This is a genomic window from Nocardia sp. NPDC004573, assembly GCF_053602135.1.
This window is the reverse complement of record NZ_JBSGDA010000014.1, coordinates 175,880-192,798: the sequence shown is the minus strand read 5'-3', so window position 1 is coordinate 192,798 and position 16,919 is coordinate 175,880. Positions and strand designations below refer to the sequence as shown.

The 16,919-nt window shown below is 68.4% G+C and carries 17 protein-coding genes; 9 read left to right on the top strand and 8 right to left on the bottom strand.

Annotated features, from left to right (window positions below; translation table 11 throughout):
• Window positions 1-120: 120 nt before the first annotated feature.
• Window positions 121-1,422, bottom strand: coding sequence for a cytochrome P450 (locus ACWEKR_RS22440; protein ID WP_452356114.1), 1,302 nt, complete (start codon window positions 1,420-1,422; stop codon window positions 121-123).
• Between the two features lie 102 nt (window positions 1,423-1,524).
• Between ACWEKR_RS22440 and ACWEKR_RS22435 the strand changes: the two genes are divergently transcribed.
• The gene (locus tag ACWEKR_RS22435; RefSeq protein WP_452356113.1) at window positions 1,525-2,688 is read left to right on the top strand and encodes a steroid 3-ketoacyl-CoA thiolase; all 1,164 of its coding nucleotides are present in this window, start codon (window positions 1,525-1,527) and stop codon (window positions 2,686-2,688) included.
• A 359-nt stretch (window positions 2,689-3,047) separates the two neighbouring features.
• Window positions 3,048-3,464 (top strand): helix-turn-helix domain-containing protein, encoded by a 417-nt coding sequence (locus tag ACWEKR_RS22430; RefSeq protein WP_011207048.1) that lies wholly within the window; start codon window positions 3,048-3,050, stop codon window positions 3,462-3,464.
• A gap of 291 nt (window positions 3,465-3,755) precedes the next feature.
• On the opposite strand, the gene ACWEKR_RS22425 is transcribed toward ACWEKR_RS22430, so the two are convergent.
• From ACWEKR_RS22425 to ACWEKR_RS22405, 5 genes are all read right to left on the bottom strand, one after another.
• Window positions 3,756-4,766, bottom strand: coding sequence for a hypothetical protein (locus tag ACWEKR_RS22425; protein WP_452356112.1), 1,011 nt, complete (start codon window positions 4,764-4,766; stop codon window positions 3,756-3,758).
• Window positions 4,763-5,278: an ImmA/IrrE family metallo-endopeptidase gene (locus tag ACWEKR_RS22420; protein ID WP_195088429.1), complete on the bottom strand. Its 516-nt coding sequence runs from the start codon at window positions 5,276-5,278 to the stop codon at window positions 4,763-4,765. The genes ACWEKR_RS22425 and ACWEKR_RS22420 overlap by 4 nt, the downstream gene beginning before the upstream one ends.
• 11 nt (window positions 5,279-5,289) lie before the next feature.
• Complete coding sequence (locus tag ACWEKR_RS22415) at window positions 5,290-6,357, bottom strand: hypothetical protein (protein WP_452356111.1); 1,068 nt, start codon at window positions 6,355-6,357, stop codon at window positions 5,290-5,292.
• Between the two features lie 135 nt (window positions 6,358-6,492).
• On the bottom strand, window positions 6,493-7,404 hold the full coding sequence (locus ACWEKR_RS22410; protein ID WP_159842088.1) for an SDR family oxidoreductase: 912 nt from the start codon (window positions 7,402-7,404) through the stop codon (window positions 6,493-6,495).
• A 28-nt stretch (window positions 7,405-7,432) separates the two neighbouring features.
• Window positions 7,433-8,215, bottom strand: coding sequence for an SDR family oxidoreductase (locus tag ACWEKR_RS22405; protein WP_452356110.1), 783 nt, complete (start codon window positions 8,213-8,215; stop codon window positions 7,433-7,435).
• 64 nt (window positions 8,216-8,279) lie between these two features.
• Between ACWEKR_RS22405 and ACWEKR_RS22400 the strand changes: the two genes are divergently transcribed.
• The 5 genes from ACWEKR_RS22400 (at window position 8,280) to ACWEKR_RS22380 (ending at window position 12,681) form a co-directional block, all read left to right on the top strand.
• Entirely contained in the window at window positions 8,280-9,044 is a 765-nt protein-coding gene (locus tag ACWEKR_RS22400) for an enoyl-CoA hydratase family protein (protein ID WP_159842084.1), read from the top strand.
• 12 nt (window positions 9,045-9,056) lie between these two features.
• Window positions 9,057-9,932 (top strand): CoA transferase subunit A, encoded by an 876-nt coding sequence (locus ACWEKR_RS22395; protein ID WP_452356109.1) that lies wholly within the window; start codon window positions 9,057-9,059, stop codon window positions 9,930-9,932.
• On the top strand, window positions 9,932-10,690 hold the full coding sequence (locus ACWEKR_RS22390; RefSeq protein WP_452356108.1) for a CoA-transferase subunit beta: 759 nt from the start codon (window positions 9,932-9,934) through the stop codon (window positions 10,688-10,690). Before ACWEKR_RS22395 ends, ACWEKR_RS22390 begins: the two co-directional genes overlap by 1 nt.
• Window positions 10,687-11,781 carry an NAD(P)H-dependent flavin oxidoreductase gene (locus tag ACWEKR_RS22385; RefSeq protein WP_452356107.1) on the top strand — a complete coding sequence of 365 codons (1,095 nt, stop codon included), beginning with the start codon at window positions 10,687-10,689 and terminating at the stop codon, window positions 11,779-11,781. The genes ACWEKR_RS22390 and ACWEKR_RS22385 overlap by 4 nt, the downstream gene beginning before the upstream one ends.
• Window positions 11,782-12,207: 426 nt before the next feature.
• Window positions 12,208-12,681, top strand: coding sequence for a YbhB/YbcL family Raf kinase inhibitor-like protein (locus ACWEKR_RS22380; protein WP_452356106.1), 474 nt, complete (start codon window positions 12,208-12,210; stop codon window positions 12,679-12,681).
• A gap of 235 nt (window positions 12,682-12,916) precedes the next feature.
• Here ACWEKR_RS22380 and ACWEKR_RS22375 read toward each other — a convergent pair whose 3' ends face one another.
• A complete protein-coding gene (locus ACWEKR_RS22375; protein WP_452356105.1) occupies window positions 12,917-13,513 on the bottom strand; it encodes a TetR/AcrR family transcriptional regulator in 597 nt (198 codons plus the stop codon).
• A gap of 72 nt (window positions 13,514-13,585) precedes the next feature.
• Between ACWEKR_RS22375 and ACWEKR_RS22370 the strand changes: the two genes are divergently transcribed.
• Window positions 13,586-14,161, top strand: coding sequence for a dihydrofolate reductase family protein (locus ACWEKR_RS22370; protein ID WP_195088453.1), 576 nt, complete (start codon window positions 13,586-13,588; stop codon window positions 14,159-14,161).
• Window positions 14,162-14,419: 258 nt separating this feature from the next.
• Complete coding sequence (locus tag ACWEKR_RS22365) at window positions 14,420-15,973, top strand: FAD-dependent monooxygenase (protein ID WP_452356104.1); 1,554 nt, start codon at window positions 14,420-14,422, stop codon at window positions 15,971-15,973.
• Window positions 15,974-16,108: 135 nt separating this feature from the next.
• Here ACWEKR_RS22365 and ACWEKR_RS22360 read toward each other — a convergent pair whose 3' ends face one another.
• Complete coding sequence (locus ACWEKR_RS22360) at window positions 16,109-16,804, bottom strand: LmeA family phospholipid-binding protein (RefSeq protein WP_452356103.1); 696 nt, start codon at window positions 16,802-16,804, stop codon at window positions 16,109-16,111.
• Window positions 16,805-16,919: the final 115 nt, after the last annotated feature.

The window sequence follows — 16,919 nt, the reverse complement described above, 5'->3', positions numbered from 1 at the left end:
AGAGCCTCGAAGAACCTCGCCCTCAACTCCTCAGAAACCACGATCCCCACAACTCCCTGAAATCCAGGGTGTTGCGGGGATCGCTAGAACCCGCCCGGTGCGAGGGCCCTTTTTCGTGTTTCAGTGTGCGACCGGGCAGGTCTTGTAGTCGACGGGGAACTCCTTGATCCCGTTCAGCCAGCCCGACCGCAGCCGCTTCGCGTCGGCGACCTTGGTGATGTCGGGCAGGTGATCGGCGATGGCGTTGAAGATCAGGTCGATCTCCAGCCGGGCGAGGTTCGCCCCGATACAGAAGTGCGCGCCGGTGCCGCCGAAGGCCAGGTGGGGGTTGTCCGTGCGCATGATGTCGAACTTCTCCGGGTGATCGAAGACCTCCTCGTCGAAGTTGGCCGAGCGGTACAGCATGACCACCCGCTGGCCCTTCTTGATCTGCACGCCGCCGAGCTCGGTGTCCTGCAGCGCGGTGCGCTGGAACGAGGTGACCGGGGTGGCCCACCGGATGATCTCGTCGGCGGCCGTGGCGGGACGTTCCTTCTTGAACAGTTCCCACTGGTCCGGGTTCTCCAGGAAGGCGATCATGCCGTGGGAGATGGCGTTGCGGGTGGTCTCGTTGCCCGCGACGGCGAGCATGATCACGAAGAAGCCGAACTCCTCTTCGGTGAGCTTGTCCCCGTCGACGTCCGCCTCGATCAGCGTGGTGACGATGTCGTCGGCCGGGCACTGCTTGCGCGCGGCCGCCATCTGGTAGGCGTAGCCGAGGATCTCCGCCGACGCCGCGACCGGGTCGGCCGTGCTCTCCGGGTCGTCGTAGCCGGTCATGTCGTTGGACCAGGTGAAGACCTTCATGCGGTCTTCCTGGGGTACGCCGATCAGCTCGGCGATGGCCTGCAGCGGCAGTTCGCACGCGATCTGGGTGACGAAGTCCCCGGCGCCCGACTGGGCCGCCGCCTTCACGATCGACTCCGCGCGGGCCGACAGCTCGGCGCGCAGGCCGTTGATGGCGCGCGGCGTGAAGCCGCGGGAGATGATCTTGCGCAGCTTGGTGTGCTCGGGCGCGTCCATGTTCAACAGGACGATCCGCTGCAGCTCGATCTGCTCCCGGGCGATGTCGTCGTTGAAACGCGGGATAGCGGTGTTCTCGTAGCTGGAGAACACGTCACTGCGCCGCGAGACCTCCTTGATGTCGGCGTGCTTGCTCACCACCCAGAAGCCGTCGTCGTGGAAGCCGCTGACCTCCGGCGACTGCGGGTTCCACCAGATCGGCGCGGTCCGGCGCAGTTCGGCGAACTCCTCGACCGGAACACGCGCGGCGTAGATGTCCGGGTCCGTGACGTCGAACCCGTCCGGAAGATTCGGCCGGGCATTCCGAGTGTCTACCACCAGATGTCTCCTTCGACAAACTGAAACACGTTCTATAATCATTGAAGCACAGGGGCGAGAACGAGGAAAGAAACCGGACAGATCCGCCTCTGACAAGTGCTATGAACGCGTTTCAATTTTCTGTCCCGTAAGGAAAGGTTGGACATGGGCACACCCGTGATCGTCGAGGCTGCTCGGACCCCGATCGGCAAGCGCGGCGGCTGGCTGTCGGGCCTGCACGCGGCCGAACTGCTCGGCGCGGCCCAGCGCGGGCTGCTCGAGCGCGCGCACCTGGACCCCGCGCAGGTCGAACAGGTCATCGGCGGCTGCGTGACCCAGGCGGGCGAGCAGTCCAACAACGTCACCCGGGTGGCCTGGCTGCACGCGGGCCTGCCCTGGCAGGTCGGCGCCACGACGATCGACACCCAGTGTGGATCGGCCCAGCAGGCCAACCACCTCATCGCGGGCCTGATCGCCGCCGGCGCCATCGACATCGGCATGGCCTGCGGCGTGGAGGCGATGAGCCGGGTTCCGCTCGGAGCCAACGTCGGCGAGCACGCCGGGTCGCGCAGGCCCGCGTCGTGGAACATCGACCTGCCCAACCAGTTCGAGGCAGCGGAGCGGATCGCGAAGCGGCGCGGCATCACTCGCGCGGATGTGGACGCCTTCGGCGCGCGTTCGCAGCGCCTGGCCGGGCAGGCGTGGGCGGAAGGCCGGTTCGATCGCGAGGTGCTCACCGTCACCGCTCCAGCGGTCGACAAGGAAGGCAATCCCACCGGCGAAAAGCTCGACGTGACACGGGATCAGGGCCTGCGCGAGACCACCGTCGAGGGCTTGGCGAAGCTGAAGCCGGTGCTGGAAGGCGGCGTGCACACCGCCGGGTCGTCCTCGCAGATCTCCGACGGCGCCGCCGCGGTGCTGCTGATGGACGAAAAGGCCGCCGAGCGAGCCGGTTTGCGGCCGCGCGCGCGGATCGTCACGCAAGCGGTGGTCGGCGCGGAGCCGGAGTTCCACCTCGACGGCCCGGTGCAGGCGTGCACCCGGCTGCTGGAGCGGTCCGGCATGAATATCGGCGACATCGACCTTTTCGAGATCAATGAAGCGTTCGCGTCGGTCGCACTGTCGTGGGCTTCTGTCCACCAGCCGGACATGGACCGGGTTAATGTCAACGGCGGCGCCATCGCGCTCGGGCACCCGGTCGGCTCCACCGGATCACGCCTCATCACAACGGCTTTGCACGAGCTGGAGCGCTCCGATCGCAGCACGGCAATGGTTCTCATGTGCGCCGGTGGCGCACTCGCGACAGGAACGATCATCGAACGTTTGTGACTTCAACCATTTCGCACGCGTTTATTGAACGTTCATCCCCTGAGGGCGCAAACGTGTCGTACGCCACACAAACCCATGTACGGCCGAGTCCATGAGATGTCAGCTATCTTGCGGCTATCAAGACCCCTTGCGACGGGACCGCAGCGACGGGCCAGAACCGGTTCGTACCGCGGCTTCTCGAGAGGCCTTGGGGTGACCCGCAAACGCGACCGTCCCAGCCCCTTCGCCGCCTTCCGACCTAGAAGCTTCAAGGAAATCCGGAATCAGGCGTAGGTTTTCAGTTACTGAGCCGCTAATATCAATGATACGTATCCGAGATAACGACTGTTAGTACAGCGAAGGGAATTGGGCGGCTCACAATGGCTGATTTCGCGGCGCGGCTGAACAAGCTGTTCGAAACCGTGCATCCCCCGGGGCGTAAGCCGCACACCAACGCGGAGGTTGCGGCGGCGCTGACGGCCTCCGGACATCCGATCTCGAAACCGTACCTGTCGCAGTTGCGGTCGGGACAACGGACGAACCCGTCGGATGAGACGGTGGCCGCCCTGGCGAAGTTCTTCAAAGTCAAGCCGGACTACTTCTTCAACGACATCTATGCCGCCAAGATCGATCACGATCTGGAGCTGCTGTCCCAGCTGCAGGGCTACGGACTGCGACGGCTGTCGAGTAGAGCGTTCGACTTGTCCGAAGAATCACAGAACCTGCTCACGTCTATGGCGGAGAAGTTGCGGGCAAGCGAAGGATTGCCCGAAATTCCTCCGGACGGCACCGAATAGGTTCTCCTGCACGGCAGCACAGTGCGACCCACCGGGTCGCACTGTGCTGTGTTATGCGCGCGTAAGCGGGCACAGCACACGACCGGTGTGCGATCTGCCCCGAGAAATTGGGGCACGGCCGCACGCCGGTTAGTGCTGCGGTCCGGATGAGGTATGCACATAAGCGCATTCGGCGCGACGCACCGGCCCTCGTTCGCGCTGAACGAGATTCCCGATCCAACCGGTCTGTCCGAATAGTCCGACCGCGCGCACCTATATTGCGCCGGATTGATCACATTCGCGCGAAGTCGATCAATTTCGAGCGGGTGCGGACGCGATCGTCCGATAGGCCCGAGCGACGGCCTGCACCCAACCGCGCGGACTAATGCCTTCGGGTGGAGCTATCCACCGGGCGTCCACCACGAACTCCCCTGCCGGGTCGCGCACCCATCGCGCCACCCGGGCCGCCCGGTCGGCCACCGAGTCGGGTGGCGGCGCCAGCTCCGCCAGCACGAGTCCGCCGCCGGACTGCAGATACAGCGCATCGATGATCTGCGCCACCTGATCGGAAGCCCTGAGTTGCGTGGAGAATCCACCCTGCTCATGCGCGACCACCTCGGGAAAACGACCGACCATGGTCCGATGCAGTGCGCGGATCCGACGCAACAACACCCGCGCGCGCACCCAGAGTTCCACCACGATCCACACCGCGCCGAGCGCGATGAGCAGGCTCGCGAGCTCCCAGATCGGCCACGCCCAAGCCGGATCGCCGGGCGCCGGGTGGGGCGCGTGCTGGAACGCGCGCCCGATCCGGCCCGCCGCCAGCCCCGCGACCACCGCGGCGCCCGCCGTGTAGAGCGCGATGCCGCGGCCGAGCGCGGTCCAGTCCAGATTGCGCACACCGGTCACCACGACGAACGCACACCCCACGGCCACGACCACCCACCCTGAGGTGAACGACCAGGCGAGCGTGAGCACCATCGCGATCAGCCCGGCGCCGTAGAGGAAGCAGGCGATCTGCCGCAGATTCCGCCGCGAGACCACCGGCCAGGCGGCCGAGGCGACCACCGAGGTGGCCGTCGCGAAAGCGATCCAGCTCCCGGTGACGACTCCGTCGGACAGCCGGCCGGCGTGCACACCGCCCGGGACGAGATTGTCCAGTGCGACCGCGATCTCGGGCACCGCGACGGTGGCAGCCACCGCGACTGCGGCCACCGCGACGACGATCGCGACCCTGGCCGTCGTCGCGGGCTTGACCAGGACGCGCCCCACCCGCGCACCGGCGGCCATCCAGACCAGCAGAGCCGTCGACCACAGCGTCATCCGAGCGCCTCGTCGAATCGAAGGACCGAGACGCCCGCGCCCCGGCTGTTGAACACGCGCAGCCGGGTCATCAGCATCGCGGCGAACGTCTCGGCTTCCCACTCGGCCAGTTCGTCGGCGCCGTCGTCGACGATCTGCTGATGCGCGCGCCGACTGAGCATGTAGGCGATCAGGTCGTCGCTCGCTGCCAGCGTCACTTCGGACGCGGGCGCGCCTTCGTGGTCGAAGACGATGTGGCCGAGTTCGTGGGCGAGGGTGTGCTCACGGCTCGGCAGCGTCTCCGCGAGCACGATCACGTCCCGGTCGGGATAGCGGCGGCGCTGTCCGCAGACGCCGGGACCCAGTCGCGCACTGGCGATCTCGATCGTCCGGCGCCGCTCGCCCGCGATCGCCAGGACGACCTCGTCGAGAGTGGTCGCGTCGAAGTCGGCCGCCACCGCGCACACGGCGTCGACGGCGGCGGCGACCCGGCGATAGGACCGCGCGCCGGCGCGGGTCCGGCTCTCGCTCATCGGCGGCCTCCTCACGGCCTCGGGAAGAATTGGGCCCGCGCCGTATCGATCCTGGCCTGTGCGGCCGCCGCGCTCCGGAAGCTGATCCCGCCGCATGCCGCGCCCGCCGATCCGAGCGCGATCAGTCCCCCGATCACGGACAACAGTTCCGGCGCGGGAAGGACCTCGGTGGAGTTGACCGGGTGGACCGCCGGGGACGCGGGCTGCCGCGCCTGCGACGGCGCGGGCGCGGAGAGATCGGGCGGAGGGGCGGCGAGCGGCGGAGCCGTCGACGCGCCTACCGGAATAGGCGGGAGTTCCGGCGCAGCGAGGGTGGGTGCGGGCGGAATCGTCACGGGTGGGAGCGCGGGGGCGGGCGGAGCGGTCGCGGGCGGGAGCGGAATCAACAACAGCAGCAACGGACTCGCGGACCCGACGGCCGCAGAACCCACCGCGGCGGAGCCCGTTGCCGCTGAGCCGATGCCTGCCGAGCCGACTGCGGCCGAGCCGGTACCGCCCACCACAGCGGAACCGGTGCCCAACACGGCCGAACCACTACCGCCCAACGCGGCGGAGCCAGTACCCAGCGCGGCCGAACCGGTACCGCCCACCACAGCGGAACCGGTGCCCAACGCCGCGGAGCCCGTTGCCAGGGTGGCCGAACCGGTACCGGCGGCAGCGGAGCCCACGGCCGCCGAACCAGCGCCGAGCGCGAGGCCCAGACCGGCCGAGCCGGAACCGAGGGCAAGTGCGAGACCTGCCGAACCCGAGCCGAGCACCACGCCGAGTCCGGCCGAGCCCGACCCGAGCAGGAGTCCCGCCCCGGTAGAGCCCGCTGCGGACCCAGCCGCCGCTGCACCCGCTGCGACCGAATCGGTCCCAGCGGCCGACTGAGCCGGTGCCGCGCTGATCTCCGGCTGCTGTCCGGGCACGGTCAGCGGATACCAGGAATCGCCGCTGTCATAGGGCGGCGCAGCGGGGTCCGCGACGCACGAGGGGCAGGGATGTCCCACGTCGGCGAAGGCCGGGCTGCCGAGCAGCGCAACGCCCAGGACGGCGCCCGCTACCGCAGACACACGGGCTGCGCGACCTCCTGCCATGCGCCGAGCCTTCCCCTCATCAGTCGAAGCGCAGTTCTGTGCCCGGTCGCCACTCACACACGGGACATTCCGAACGGATGGGTGCCCATACTAAACCCAGGTCCGCGAACGCGCTCTCGAAAGGGGCGAGGCCGATCAGGCCCCGTACACCGGCTCCGGCGGAGTCGCTTTCGCGATCAGATCGGCCACGACGGGTCCGAGCTCGGCCGGATCCCAGCGGGCGCCGCGGTCCACGGCCACGCCGTGCCGCCAGCCGTCGGCCAGCGCCACCTTGCCGCCCTCGACCTCGAACACGCGCCCCGTCACCGCCGCCGACTGCGCGCTGCCCAACCACACGACCAGCGGGGACACGTTCTCCGGCGCCATCGCGTCGAAGCCGTTCTCGGGTCTGGCCATCATGTCCGCGAACACCGTCTCGGTCATCCTGGTGCGCGCGGACGGGGCGATCGCGTTCACCGTCACGCCGTAACGGGCGAACTCGGCGGCGGCGGTCAGCGTCAGGCCCGCGATACCCGCCTTGGCCGCGCCGTAATTGCTCTGGCCGACGCTGCCCTGCAGACCCGCGCCGGAGCTGGTGTTGATGATCCGGCCGTCGACCGGACGACCCGCCTTGGCCTCACCGCGCCAGTACTCGATCGCGTGCCGCATGGTGGCGAAATGGCCCTTCAGGTGGACGCGGACCACCGCGTCCCACTCGTCCTCGCTCAGGTTGACCAGCATGCGGTCACGCACGAAACCGGCGTTGTTGACCAGCACGTCGAGCTTGCCGAAGGTGTCGACGGCCTGCTGCACGAGCCTGCGGGCGCCTGCCCAGTCGGCGACGTCGTCGCCATTGGCCACGGCTCGTCCGCCCAGCGCCTCGATCTCGGCCACCACCTGCGCGGCGGGTGTTTCCGCGGTGGCCGCGCCGTCCAGCGTCGAACCGATGTCGTTCACCACCACGTCGGCGCCCGCCGCGGCGAAGGCGAGGGCGTGCGCGCGGCCGATGCCCCGGCCCGCGCCGGTGACGATGACGACGCGCCCGGCGCAGATCTGCTCGGTGTCCATATGTGTCCTTCTTCGTGTCCGGTCTTGTTCAGGACTGCTGGTCGGCGTTGGCGGCGGCGAGGAAGGCGGGCCGTTCGCCGCCGCCGTGCACCAGGAGCGTCGCGCCGCTGACGTAGGCGGCCAGCGGCGAGGCGAGGAAGACGGCGCAGCGGCCGACGTCGTCGGGGCTGGCCATGCGCCCGAGCGGGATGGTCCGGCCCACCGCGTCCACGCCGTCCTGATCGCCGTAGTGCATCCGGCTCAACTCGGTGTCGACCGGGCCGACCACCAGCGAGTTGACCCGCACCTTGGGCGCCCACTCGACGGCGAGCGAGCCGGTGAGGCTGTCCATGCCCGCCTTGGCCGCGCCGTAGGCCGCGGTGCCGGGCGAGGGGCGATGTCCGCTGACGCTGGAGATGTTCACGATGGAGCCGCCGTCGTCCTGTCGCTGCATCACCGCGTTGGCGGTCTGCGCCAGCAGCAGCGGAGCGAGCAGATTCAGCTCGACGATCTTGGCGTGGAAGTTCTTGCTCGCTTCGGCGGCGAGCGCGAAGGGAGCGCCGCCCGCGTTGTTGACCAGATGGTCGAGACGGCCGTGTCGTTCGGTGATCGTCTCGACCAGCGCGTGCACCGCGTCGGCGTCCCGCACATCGCACGGGAGGTAGTCGATCGCGCGCCCGTCCACTTCGACGGGCGCGTCGGCCGGTCGCCGCGCACACGCCACGACGGTCGCGCCCGCGGCGAGGAACGCCTTGCTCACGCCCGCGCCGACACCGCGCACGCCGCCCGTCACCAGAACGACATGCCCGGCCAGATCGATTTCGAGTGCCACCGTGCTAACCTACCAAGCAACTGCTTGCTTTGCCAATGCGCTGGTACACACGATGGGACTTGCCATGGGGATCAACCGCCACTCCGAAGCGACCGGGATCAGCGTGGTCACGGTCGACTATCCGCCGGTCAACGCCATCCCGACCGACGGCTGGTTCGCCATCGCCGACGAAGTGCGCGCGGCGGGACGCGACCCGGACACCAAGGTGGTGGTGCTGCGCGCGGAGAACCGCGGGTTCAACGCGGGCGTGGACATCAAGGAGATCCAGAGCAAGCCGGGCCACCAGGCGCTGATCGACGCGAACCACGGCTGTTTCGAGGCGTTCGCGGCGGTGTACGAATGCCAGGTGCCGGTGATCGCCGTGGTCCAGGGCTTCTGCCTGGGCGGTGGCATCGGCCTGGTGGGCAACGCGGATGTCGTGATCGCCTCCGACGACGCCACCTTCGGGCTGCCCGAGGTCGACCGCGGTGCGCTCGGCGCGGCCACCCACCTCGCACGCCTGGTGCCCCAGCACCTGATGCGCGCGCTGTTCTACACCGCGAGCACCATTACCGCGCAGCAGTTGCACCACTACGGATCGGTCTACCAGGTGGTGCCGCGCGCCGAGCTCGACGCCGCCGCCCTGGAGCTGGCCAAGAACATCGCGGCCAAGGACGGCCGGGTGATCCGGGCGGCGAAGCGGGCCCTCAACGGCATCGACGTACAGGACGTGCACCGCAGCTACCGATACGAGCAGGGATTCACCTTCGAACTCAACCTCGCCGGCGTCGCCGACGAGATCCGCGCCCGGTTCGACGACGACCTCGCGGCGCGCAAGAGCGGGCAGTAGAGAGGAACTTCCATGCGAGACAAGCGGATGTCGCTCGACGAGGTCGTCGGCGAGCTGCGCAGCGGGATGACGATCGGCATCGGCGGCTGGGGATCCCGGCGCAAGCCCATGGCGCTGGTGCGGGCCATCCTGCGTTCGGACATCACGGATCTGACCGTGGTCAGCTATGGCGGGCCGGATCTCGGGCTGCTGTGCTCGGCGGGCAAGGTGCGCAAGGCCTACTACGGTTTCGTGTCGCTGGATTCGGCGCCGTTCTACGACCCGTGGTTCGCCCAAGCGCGCACCTCCGGCGCGCTGGCCGCCCGCGAAATGGACGAAGGCATGCTCAAGTGCGGCTTGGAGGCGGCGGCTGCGCGACTGCCGTTCCTGCCGATCCGCGCCGGGCTCGGCTCCGATGTGCCGAACTTCTGGGAGGGTGAGCTGAAGACGGTCGAATCGCCGTATCCCATCGACGGCACGCCCGAGACTCTGATCGCCATGCCCGCGCTGAATCTGGACGCGGCGCTGGTGCACCTCAACCTCGGCGACCAGCACGGCAATGCCGCCTACACCGGCGTCGATCCGTACTTCGACGACCTGTTCTGCCTGGCGGCGCAGCGCCGCTACGTCTCGGTCGAGCGCGTGGTGGAGACCGAGGAGCTGGTCAAAACAGTTCCCCTGCAAGCGCTGTTGCTCAACCGCATGATGGTGGACGGCGTGGTCGAGGCCCCGGGCGGCGCGCACTTCACCCTGGCCGCCGACGACTACGGCCGGGACGAGAAGTTCCAGAAGCACTATGTCGAATCCGCGAAGACGCCGGAGGCGTGGCAGCTGTTCGTCGACACCTATCTGACCGGCTCGGAGGAGCACTACCAGGCCGCCGTCCGCCGATTCGCCGAGGAGGCGTGATGACCAGCATCGAAACCGTCACCCGCGCCGAGATCTGCGCCGTCGCCTGCGCGGAGATCTTCAGCGGCGCCGGGGAGATCATGGCCAGCCCCATGTCACCGATGTCGATCATCGGAGCGCGCTTGGCCAAACTCACCACCGAACCCGATCTGCTGCTGTCCGACGGTGAGGCGCTGCTGTTCGCCGAGACTCCCCCGCTGGGTGGTAAAGCGCCCATCGAGGGCTGGATTCCGTTCCGGAGGGTCTTCGATGTCGTGGCGTCCGGACGGCGGCACGTGGTGATGGGCGCCAACCAGATCGACCGGTTCGGCAATCAGAACCTCTCGGCGTTCGGATCGTTGCAGCAGCCCACCCGCCAGATGTTCGGTGTGCGTGGCGCGCCGGGCAACACGATCAACCACGCCACCAGCTACTGGGTCGCGCGGCACACGAAGCGTGTCTTCACCGACCGGGTCGACATCGTCTCCGGCGTGGGATACGACAAGGTCGACGCGACCAACCCGGCCTACCGCTTCCACCACCTGCATCGCGTGGTGACCAACTTGGGCGTCTTCGATTTCGAAGGATCCGGCCACACCATGCGCGCGCGCAGCCTCCATCCCGGCGTCACCGCCGACGAGGTCGCCGCGAACACCTCGTTCGAGATCGCCGGTCTCGCCGAAGCGGGCCAGACGCGGCAACCCACCGCCGAGGAGCTTCGGCTGATCCGGGAGGTGCTCGACCCCAGGAAGATTCGCGAAACCGAGGTCCCGTCATGAGCCCGCGCCTGCGCACCGCGCTGACCGATCTGGTCGGCATCGAACACCCGATCGTGCAGACCGGGATGGGCTGGGTCGCCGGCCCGAGCCTGGTCTCGGCCACCGCCGAGGCGGGCGGACTCGGCATCCTCGCCTCCGCCACCATGACGTTCGCCGAACTCGAGGCGGCCATCGCGAAGACCAAGGCGCACACCGCGAAACCCTTCGGCGTGAACATCCGCGCCGATGCGGCGGACGCCCCCGAGCGGATCGATCTGCTGATCCGGGAGAAGGTGGCGGTCGCGTCGTTCGCGCTCGCCCCCAAGCAGGACCTGATCGCGAAGCTGAAGGACGCGGGCGTGGTGGTCATCCCGTCGATCGGCGCGGCCAAGCACGCGGTCAAAGTCGCGTCCTGGGGCGCCGACGCGGTGATCGTGCAGGGCGGCGAAGGCGGCGGGCACACCGGCCCGGTGGCCACCACCCTGCTGCTGCCCTCCGTGCTGGACGCGGTGGACATTCCCGTAGTCGCGGCAGGCGGATTCTTCGACGGGCGCGGCCTGGCCGCCGCCCTTGCCTACGGCGCGGCGGGCGTCGCCATGGGCACCCGGTTCCTGCTCACCCAGGAGAGCACCGTTCCGGACGCCATCAAGCAGGAGTACCTGCGGCGACAACTCCAGGACACGGTGGTGTCGCTCAAGGTCGACGGCATGCCGCATCGCGTGCTGAACACCGAACTGGTGCGGCGGCTGGAACATTCGGGCCGCTGGCGCGGGCTCACCGCCGCGGTGGGCAACGCGGCTCGGTTCAAGAGCATGACGGGCATGAAGTGGTCCACCATGATCCGCGACGGCCTGGCCATGCGAAAGACCAAAGATCTCACCTGGTCCCAGGTGGTGATGGCCGCGAACACGCCGATGCTGCTGCGCGCCGGATTGGTCGAGGGCAACACCGAGGCGGGCGTGCTCGCCGCGGGGCAGGTCACCGGGATCATCGATGACCTCCCCACATGCGAGGAGTTGATCGATCGGATCGTCACGGACGCGGTGGGGCGGATCGAGACGCTCGCGACGCTCGCCGCGGACAAGCAGTCGGCGGCTACCGGGTCGGACTGAACGCCGGACGCAGTCACACATGACGGCGGCTGCTAGGCGGCCGCCGTCCTTCCGCATCGCTCAGAGGGCCCACAGGCGACCGACGTGGCGCGATCGCCGATCGCGCGCCCATCCCGGCTGCGAACGACAGCCGCCGGCTTGCCGGCGACTCTGAGCCGCACCGGAACGATTCCGTCGCGTGGTCGGGTACACCCGAACCGGCCCGACGGCCGGTGAGGGCGGCCCGTGCGGAGGGCCGGCCGCCGATAACTGCACGCTCGCGACCGAGCCTGGTCGATCGGAACTCATCGGCTTACGCTGGTCTGATAACCACATACCGGGTTCGCCTGGTATTCGCCGCCGGGGTGCGCCCGGCTCGTCCGCACAGACCGGCACAGGCGAATCGCCGGACTCGACCACTATCCCTCCACCCGAGCGGAGGCCGCGATGCCCGCGAGGACCGAGATCTCGGTGCGTAGTAGCGCTTTCCAACATGGCGACCCCATTCCGGGGGTCTATACCTGCCTCGGCAGGAACGTTCCGCCGCCCCTGACGTGGACCGCTGTCGAACAAGCCGCCACCTTCGCCCTGATCGTGGACGACCCCGACGCTCCCAGCGGCCTGTTCACCCACTGGGTGGTCAGCAACATCCCCCCGACCACCACGTCCACCGAGGAGGGGCAGACGCCCGCGGGCGGCGTGGTGAGCTTGAACAGCGCGGACAAAGCCGAATACTTCGGCCCGTGCCCACCCGCGGGCACGGGTGTGCACCACTACCGATTCATCGTGTACGCGCTTTCCCACCCTGTGCCGGTGGACTCGCGAACCGCACCGAACGACGCGAGAACCGCGATAGTCGATGCGAGCCTCGACGATGGCCAGCTCATCGGCACCTACACCGTCGACAAGCGGACACGCTGAGGCTTGCCCCCTGGTGTGGAAGGCGTTCGAGGCCGAGCGCCCCAGGCGCCGGCCCGGAGAACGATCGCGCAGGACAGAAGTTGCGCGGTGGCCAGATCGACATCAGCAGGGGCAGCCGACTGCCCGTCGGAGGTAACCGGCTGCCCGTGGCGGCAACCAGCAAGACATGCGCGCAGACGGCGACGCCTCGAGCGGACGCAAGCGACGCGACGAGTTCACCGGCCGGTGACGTGCGTCAAGAGTCGGCGTCGGCGACCTTGGTGGCGGGGATCGCGCGCTCCACGATCGTCCGCACCAGTTCGGCGGCGCGTTGCTCGTCGAAAATGCCCGGGAGGGTGAGTCGTTCGAGGATAAGCCAGTTCAGGGCGAGATAGAGCAGCACAACGGCGTCCTCGTCGCCGGGCAGCTCGGACTCCCGATAGTTGGCGATATTGAAGTCCAGATCCGCGCGCACCCGCTCGGTGAGCAATGCCTGCAGTTCGGGACGCCGGGTGGCCTCCAGCCGCAGTTCCAGAATCGCGAGATAGCCGGTGCGGAAATGGGAGACCCGGTCGACCACCTCGGTCATGAGGTCGGTCATGCTCTCGCGGGTTTGCGGCCCGCGCGATTTCGCCATGGCGTCGTCGCTGGGGATCAGTCGCTCGTAATAGCGGTGCCCGACCTGGACGAGAAGGGCATCCCGGTTGGGGAAGTAGTTCGAGGCGGTCCCGGCGGGCACGCCCGCCTCCTGATCGACCGCCCGGAAAGTCAGGCCGCGGGCCCCGTCACGGGCCAGGACCTCGATCGAGGCATCCAGTAGAGCCTGACGGCGTTCCGGATTCGTGCGCACCACTTGACACCACTCCATTCGTAGTACTACGGTTCAAATCACTTCGTTCAGAGTACTACACAACAGGCGGTATAGATGCGAAAGCTTGTCTACTACGTTGCGGTCTCCCTCGACGGTTACATCGCAGGTCCGCAGGGGGAATACGACTTCTATCCGTTCGATGAGGACATGATGGCGTGGATCAACCCGCGCTATCCGGAGACGGTGCCGACGCAGATCCGCGAGTCCGTCGGCATGGCCCTCGACACACCGAACAAGACCTTGGACACCGTCCTCATGGGCCGCGGCGCCTACGAGCCGGGCCTCGCGCAGGGCGCCACCAGTCCGTACAACCACTTGAAGCAGTACGTCTTCTCCAGCACTCTTCCACCGGTGGACAACCCGCAGGTGGAGGTCGTCGACACCGATCCGGTGGAGCTGGTCCGGCGACTGAAGAAGGAGGAGGGCCTGGATATCTGGCTCTGCGGCGGCGGCAATCTGGCCGGCCAGCTCCTCGGCGAGGTCGACAAGCTGATCATCAAGAGCTATCCCGTGCTCGCGGGCGACGGCATCGGGGTCTTCACGGGCAATTTCCAGCCGACGCAATTCAAGGTCGGTCAGCGCAAAGAGTTCAGCAGCGGCGCGCAGATGACCTGGTTCGACCGGGCCTGACCAGGCGCGAACCCGCCGGTATTCCGGCACTTCACGAGTTTTCGAAAGGCGGTACCGATATGCGAAAGCAACGCAGCACCTTCCCGAGCCAGAGCAACCAGCGCTTCGTGACTCCCCCCGTGCCTCCGCGCACGGTCCCCAACTCCAAAGGCGGGTGGTCCCGGCACGGCAGGCACGGGGCGCGGTAGCGCCGTTCGGTGACCTGAGGTGCCCGTCAATCGTTCGCCACGGCCGGAATCGGCCGGAATGGGAGTAGCAATGCATACCGACGTGATCATCGTGGGCGCGGGCCCCACCGGCCTGATGCTGGCCGCCGAGCTGCGCTTGGCCGGAGTGCGGCCGCTGGTGCTGGAGCGGCAGCCGCGGCCGCGAGACACCCCGAAGGCCGGTGGTCTCGGCGGGCAGATCCTGGAGCTGTTGCGCTACCGAGGGTTGCTGGATCGGTTCGCAGCGGCCTGTACCGATCCGATTCCGGCTCCGCGGTTCCCGTTCGGCGGTGTGCATGTGGACCTCACCCAGCTGGTGGAGTCACCGATGCACGCCCTGCCGCTGCCGCAACAACGACTCGAGCGACTGCTCGGCGAGCACGCCGGCGAACTCGGCGTCGATATCCGTCGCGGACACCAGGTGCTGGATATGCGGCAGGACGCCGACGCGGTCACCGTGGAGGTCGTCGGTCCGGACGGGCCGTACCGGGTGACCGCGCGCTATCTGGTGGGCTGCGACGGCGCGCGCAGCCGGGTTCGTGACCTGGCCGGGATCTCGTTCCCCGGCACGGTTTATCCGGAGGTGAATCGGCTGGCCCAGATCACTCTGCCCGATTCGGTGACCCGGCTGGACAACGGCGACGTGGAGCTTTCCGGGTTCGGAACCCTCCGTGCGGGTTTCACGCGCACAGACCGCGGTCTGTTCGGGATGGGCGCGTCGACCGCGTCGGAGGTGCTGTCCGTCTACACGATCGAGGACGAGAGCGTCGAATACGACGACGACGTGCCGATGACCGTGACCGAATTGCAGGACAGCATCCGTCGCGTGCTGGGCGTGGATCTTCCTGTGGCGCAGACATTCCGGCTGTCGCGCTTCACCTTCAAGGCCCGCCACGCCGAACGCTATCGCGCCGGCCGGGTCCTGCTCGCCGGTGACGCGGCCCATCTGTTTCCCGCCACGGGCGTGGCGCTCAACGCCGGCATGCTCGACGCGGTCAACCTGGCCTGGAAGCTGGCCGCCGACGTCCACGGGTGGGCACCCGGCGGCCTGCTGGCCACCTACCACGAGGAACGTCACCTCGCCGGGGAGCGCACCATGTTGCACACCCGGGCGCAGGTCGCGCTGCGGCGTGGGCACGACCCGGCCGCCGAAGCACTGCGGGAGGTCTTCCAAGAACTCATCACCGACGAACAGCCCGTGCGGCGCCTGGGGGCCCTCATCGCCGGCGCCGATATCCGCTATCAGCTGCCCAACCCGAATGGTCACGCCTTGACGGGAACCTTCGTGCCCGACCTCACCCTGCTCACCGACGACGGGACGACCGGCGTCGCCGAACTCATGCACGCCGCGCGGCCCATTCTGCTCGACCTCGCCGATCGTGCGGACCTGCGAGCTACCGCCCGAGACTGGCGGCACCGCATCGACATCCGCACCGGCGAAGTCGAGAACCGTCCGGCCGACGCCCTCCTCATCCGCCCGGACGGCCACATCGCCTGGGCCGCCACCATCGACGAACCCGCAGACCGCGCGCAGGACGGTCTGCGAGCGGCGTTGTCGTCTTGGTTCGGCGCACCCGCGGCAACGACGATCCCGGCGGGCGATTGACGTTCCTCCCGGCCCCACTGGGTGACGGCGGGCGCTTGCGTTTCGCCTACTGCGCGAATGCGGTGATCATGTCGAGGCTTGCCGACAGGTCCGGACCGGTGTCGTCCGACGGCCGTCGCATGGCCACGCCGGTGCTCACGGCAGATCGGAGAAGTGCACGTCATGGGCCACGGCGGTCACCTGGAGGCCGTCGGCGCTCGGCCGGATGGCCGTCAGCTGCGCACCGAGCGGCAGCCGCTGTAACGGCACGACGAAGGTGAGGTTTCGGCGCAGCATCGCCAGGGGAATCCTCGGCCCGCCGGCCGCGGGCTGGACCGAGACCGGCGTGACTTGAATGCCCTCGCCGGTGGGCGCGACGGTGACTACGACCGTCGCGGGTACCGGGATGCCCTCCACCGGGAATGTCCCGGCGACGCGCAGCCCATCCTGGCCGTTGGAGATCGACTCCACGCCCGACGGCGCGAAATCCCGCACGGTGTCGTAGGGAACCACGGCCGTCGCCGTCGCCGTGGCCGCGATCAGGTTCGATGTCCGGTTGTGCAGTACGTCGGCCAGCGGCGCCGATACATCGGTCATCGCGATGTCGAGGTCGTGGACGGTGATGTTCTGCCCGCTCCAATCACCGACACGGATACCGATGTCGTGATAGTTGCCCTCGGCGGCCTGGGTGAGGAAAGGGAAGCCGCCGATGTCGACGCTCGGTTGGTTCGGGAGGCCGTACTCGGCGGCGATCTCGCGGCCGATCTCGTTCTGCGCCAGCACGACCGCGATCCGGTCGCCGACGATCAACGCGATCACCAGCACGGCGATCAGTATCAGCAATGTGCGCATGCGTTCACCCGCTCGGCCATCCCACCATCATGCTGTGAATCGTGGCCGGGCGCGGTTCGTGGGCACTTCAACCCGACCATCCCTTCGGGCTGTCGTGCGGCGGCGGTCGCCGCGC

Bases quoted from the DNA above. Each gene is read 5' to 3' on its own strand.
- ACWEKR_RS22440 (WP_452356114.1), bottom strand. From the start codon at position 1,422: ATGATTATAGAACGTGTTTCAGTTTGTCGAAGGAGACATCTGGTGGTA.
- ACWEKR_RS22435 (WP_452356113.1), top strand. From the start codon at position 1,525: ATGGGCACACCCGTGATCGTCGAGGCTGCTCGGACCCCGATCGGCAAG.
- ACWEKR_RS22430 (WP_011207048.1), top strand. From the start codon at position 3,048: ATGGCTGATTTCGCGGCGCGGCTGAACAAGCTGTTCGAAACCGTGCAT.
- ACWEKR_RS22425 (WP_452356112.1), bottom strand. From the start codon at position 4,766: ATGACGCTGTGGTCGACGGCTCTGCTGGTCTGGATGGCCGCCGGTGCG.
- ACWEKR_RS22420 (WP_195088429.1), bottom strand. From the start codon at position 5,278: ATGAGCGAGAGCCGGACCCGCGCCGGCGCGCGGTCCTATCGCCGGGTC.
- ACWEKR_RS22415 (WP_452356111.1), bottom strand. From the start codon at position 6,357: ATGGCAGGAGGTCGCGCAGCCCGTGTGTCTGCGGTAGCGGGCGCCGTC.
- ACWEKR_RS22410 (WP_159842088.1), bottom strand. From the start codon at position 7,404: ATGGACACCGAGCAGATCTGCGCCGGGCGCGTCGTCATCGTCACCGGC.
- ACWEKR_RS22400 (WP_159842084.1), top strand. From the start codon at position 8,280: ATGGGGATCAACCGCCACTCCGAAGCGACCGGGATCAGCGTGGTCACG.
- ACWEKR_RS22395 (WP_452356109.1), top strand. From the start codon at position 9,057: ATGCGAGACAAGCGGATGTCGCTCGACGAGGTCGTCGGCGAGCTGCGC.
- ACWEKR_RS22390 (WP_452356108.1), top strand. From the start codon at position 9,932: ATGACCAGCATCGAAACCGTCACCCGCGCCGAGATCTGCGCCGTCGCC.
- ACWEKR_RS22385 (WP_452356107.1), top strand. From the start codon at position 10,687: ATGAGCCCGCGCCTGCGCACCGCGCTGACCGATCTGGTCGGCATCGAA.
- ACWEKR_RS22380 (WP_452356106.1), top strand. From the start codon at position 12,208: ATGCCCGCGAGGACCGAGATCTCGGTGCGTAGTAGCGCTTTCCAACAT.
- ACWEKR_RS22370 (WP_195088453.1), top strand. From the start codon at position 13,586: ATGCGAAAGCTTGTCTACTACGTTGCGGTCTCCCTCGACGGTTACATC.
- ACWEKR_RS22365 (WP_452356104.1), top strand. From the start codon at position 14,420: ATGCATACCGACGTGATCATCGTGGGCGCGGGCCCCACCGGCCTGATG.
- ACWEKR_RS22360 (WP_452356103.1), bottom strand. From the start codon at position 16,804: ATGCGCACATTGCTGATACTGATCGCCGTGCTGGTGATCGCGTTGATC.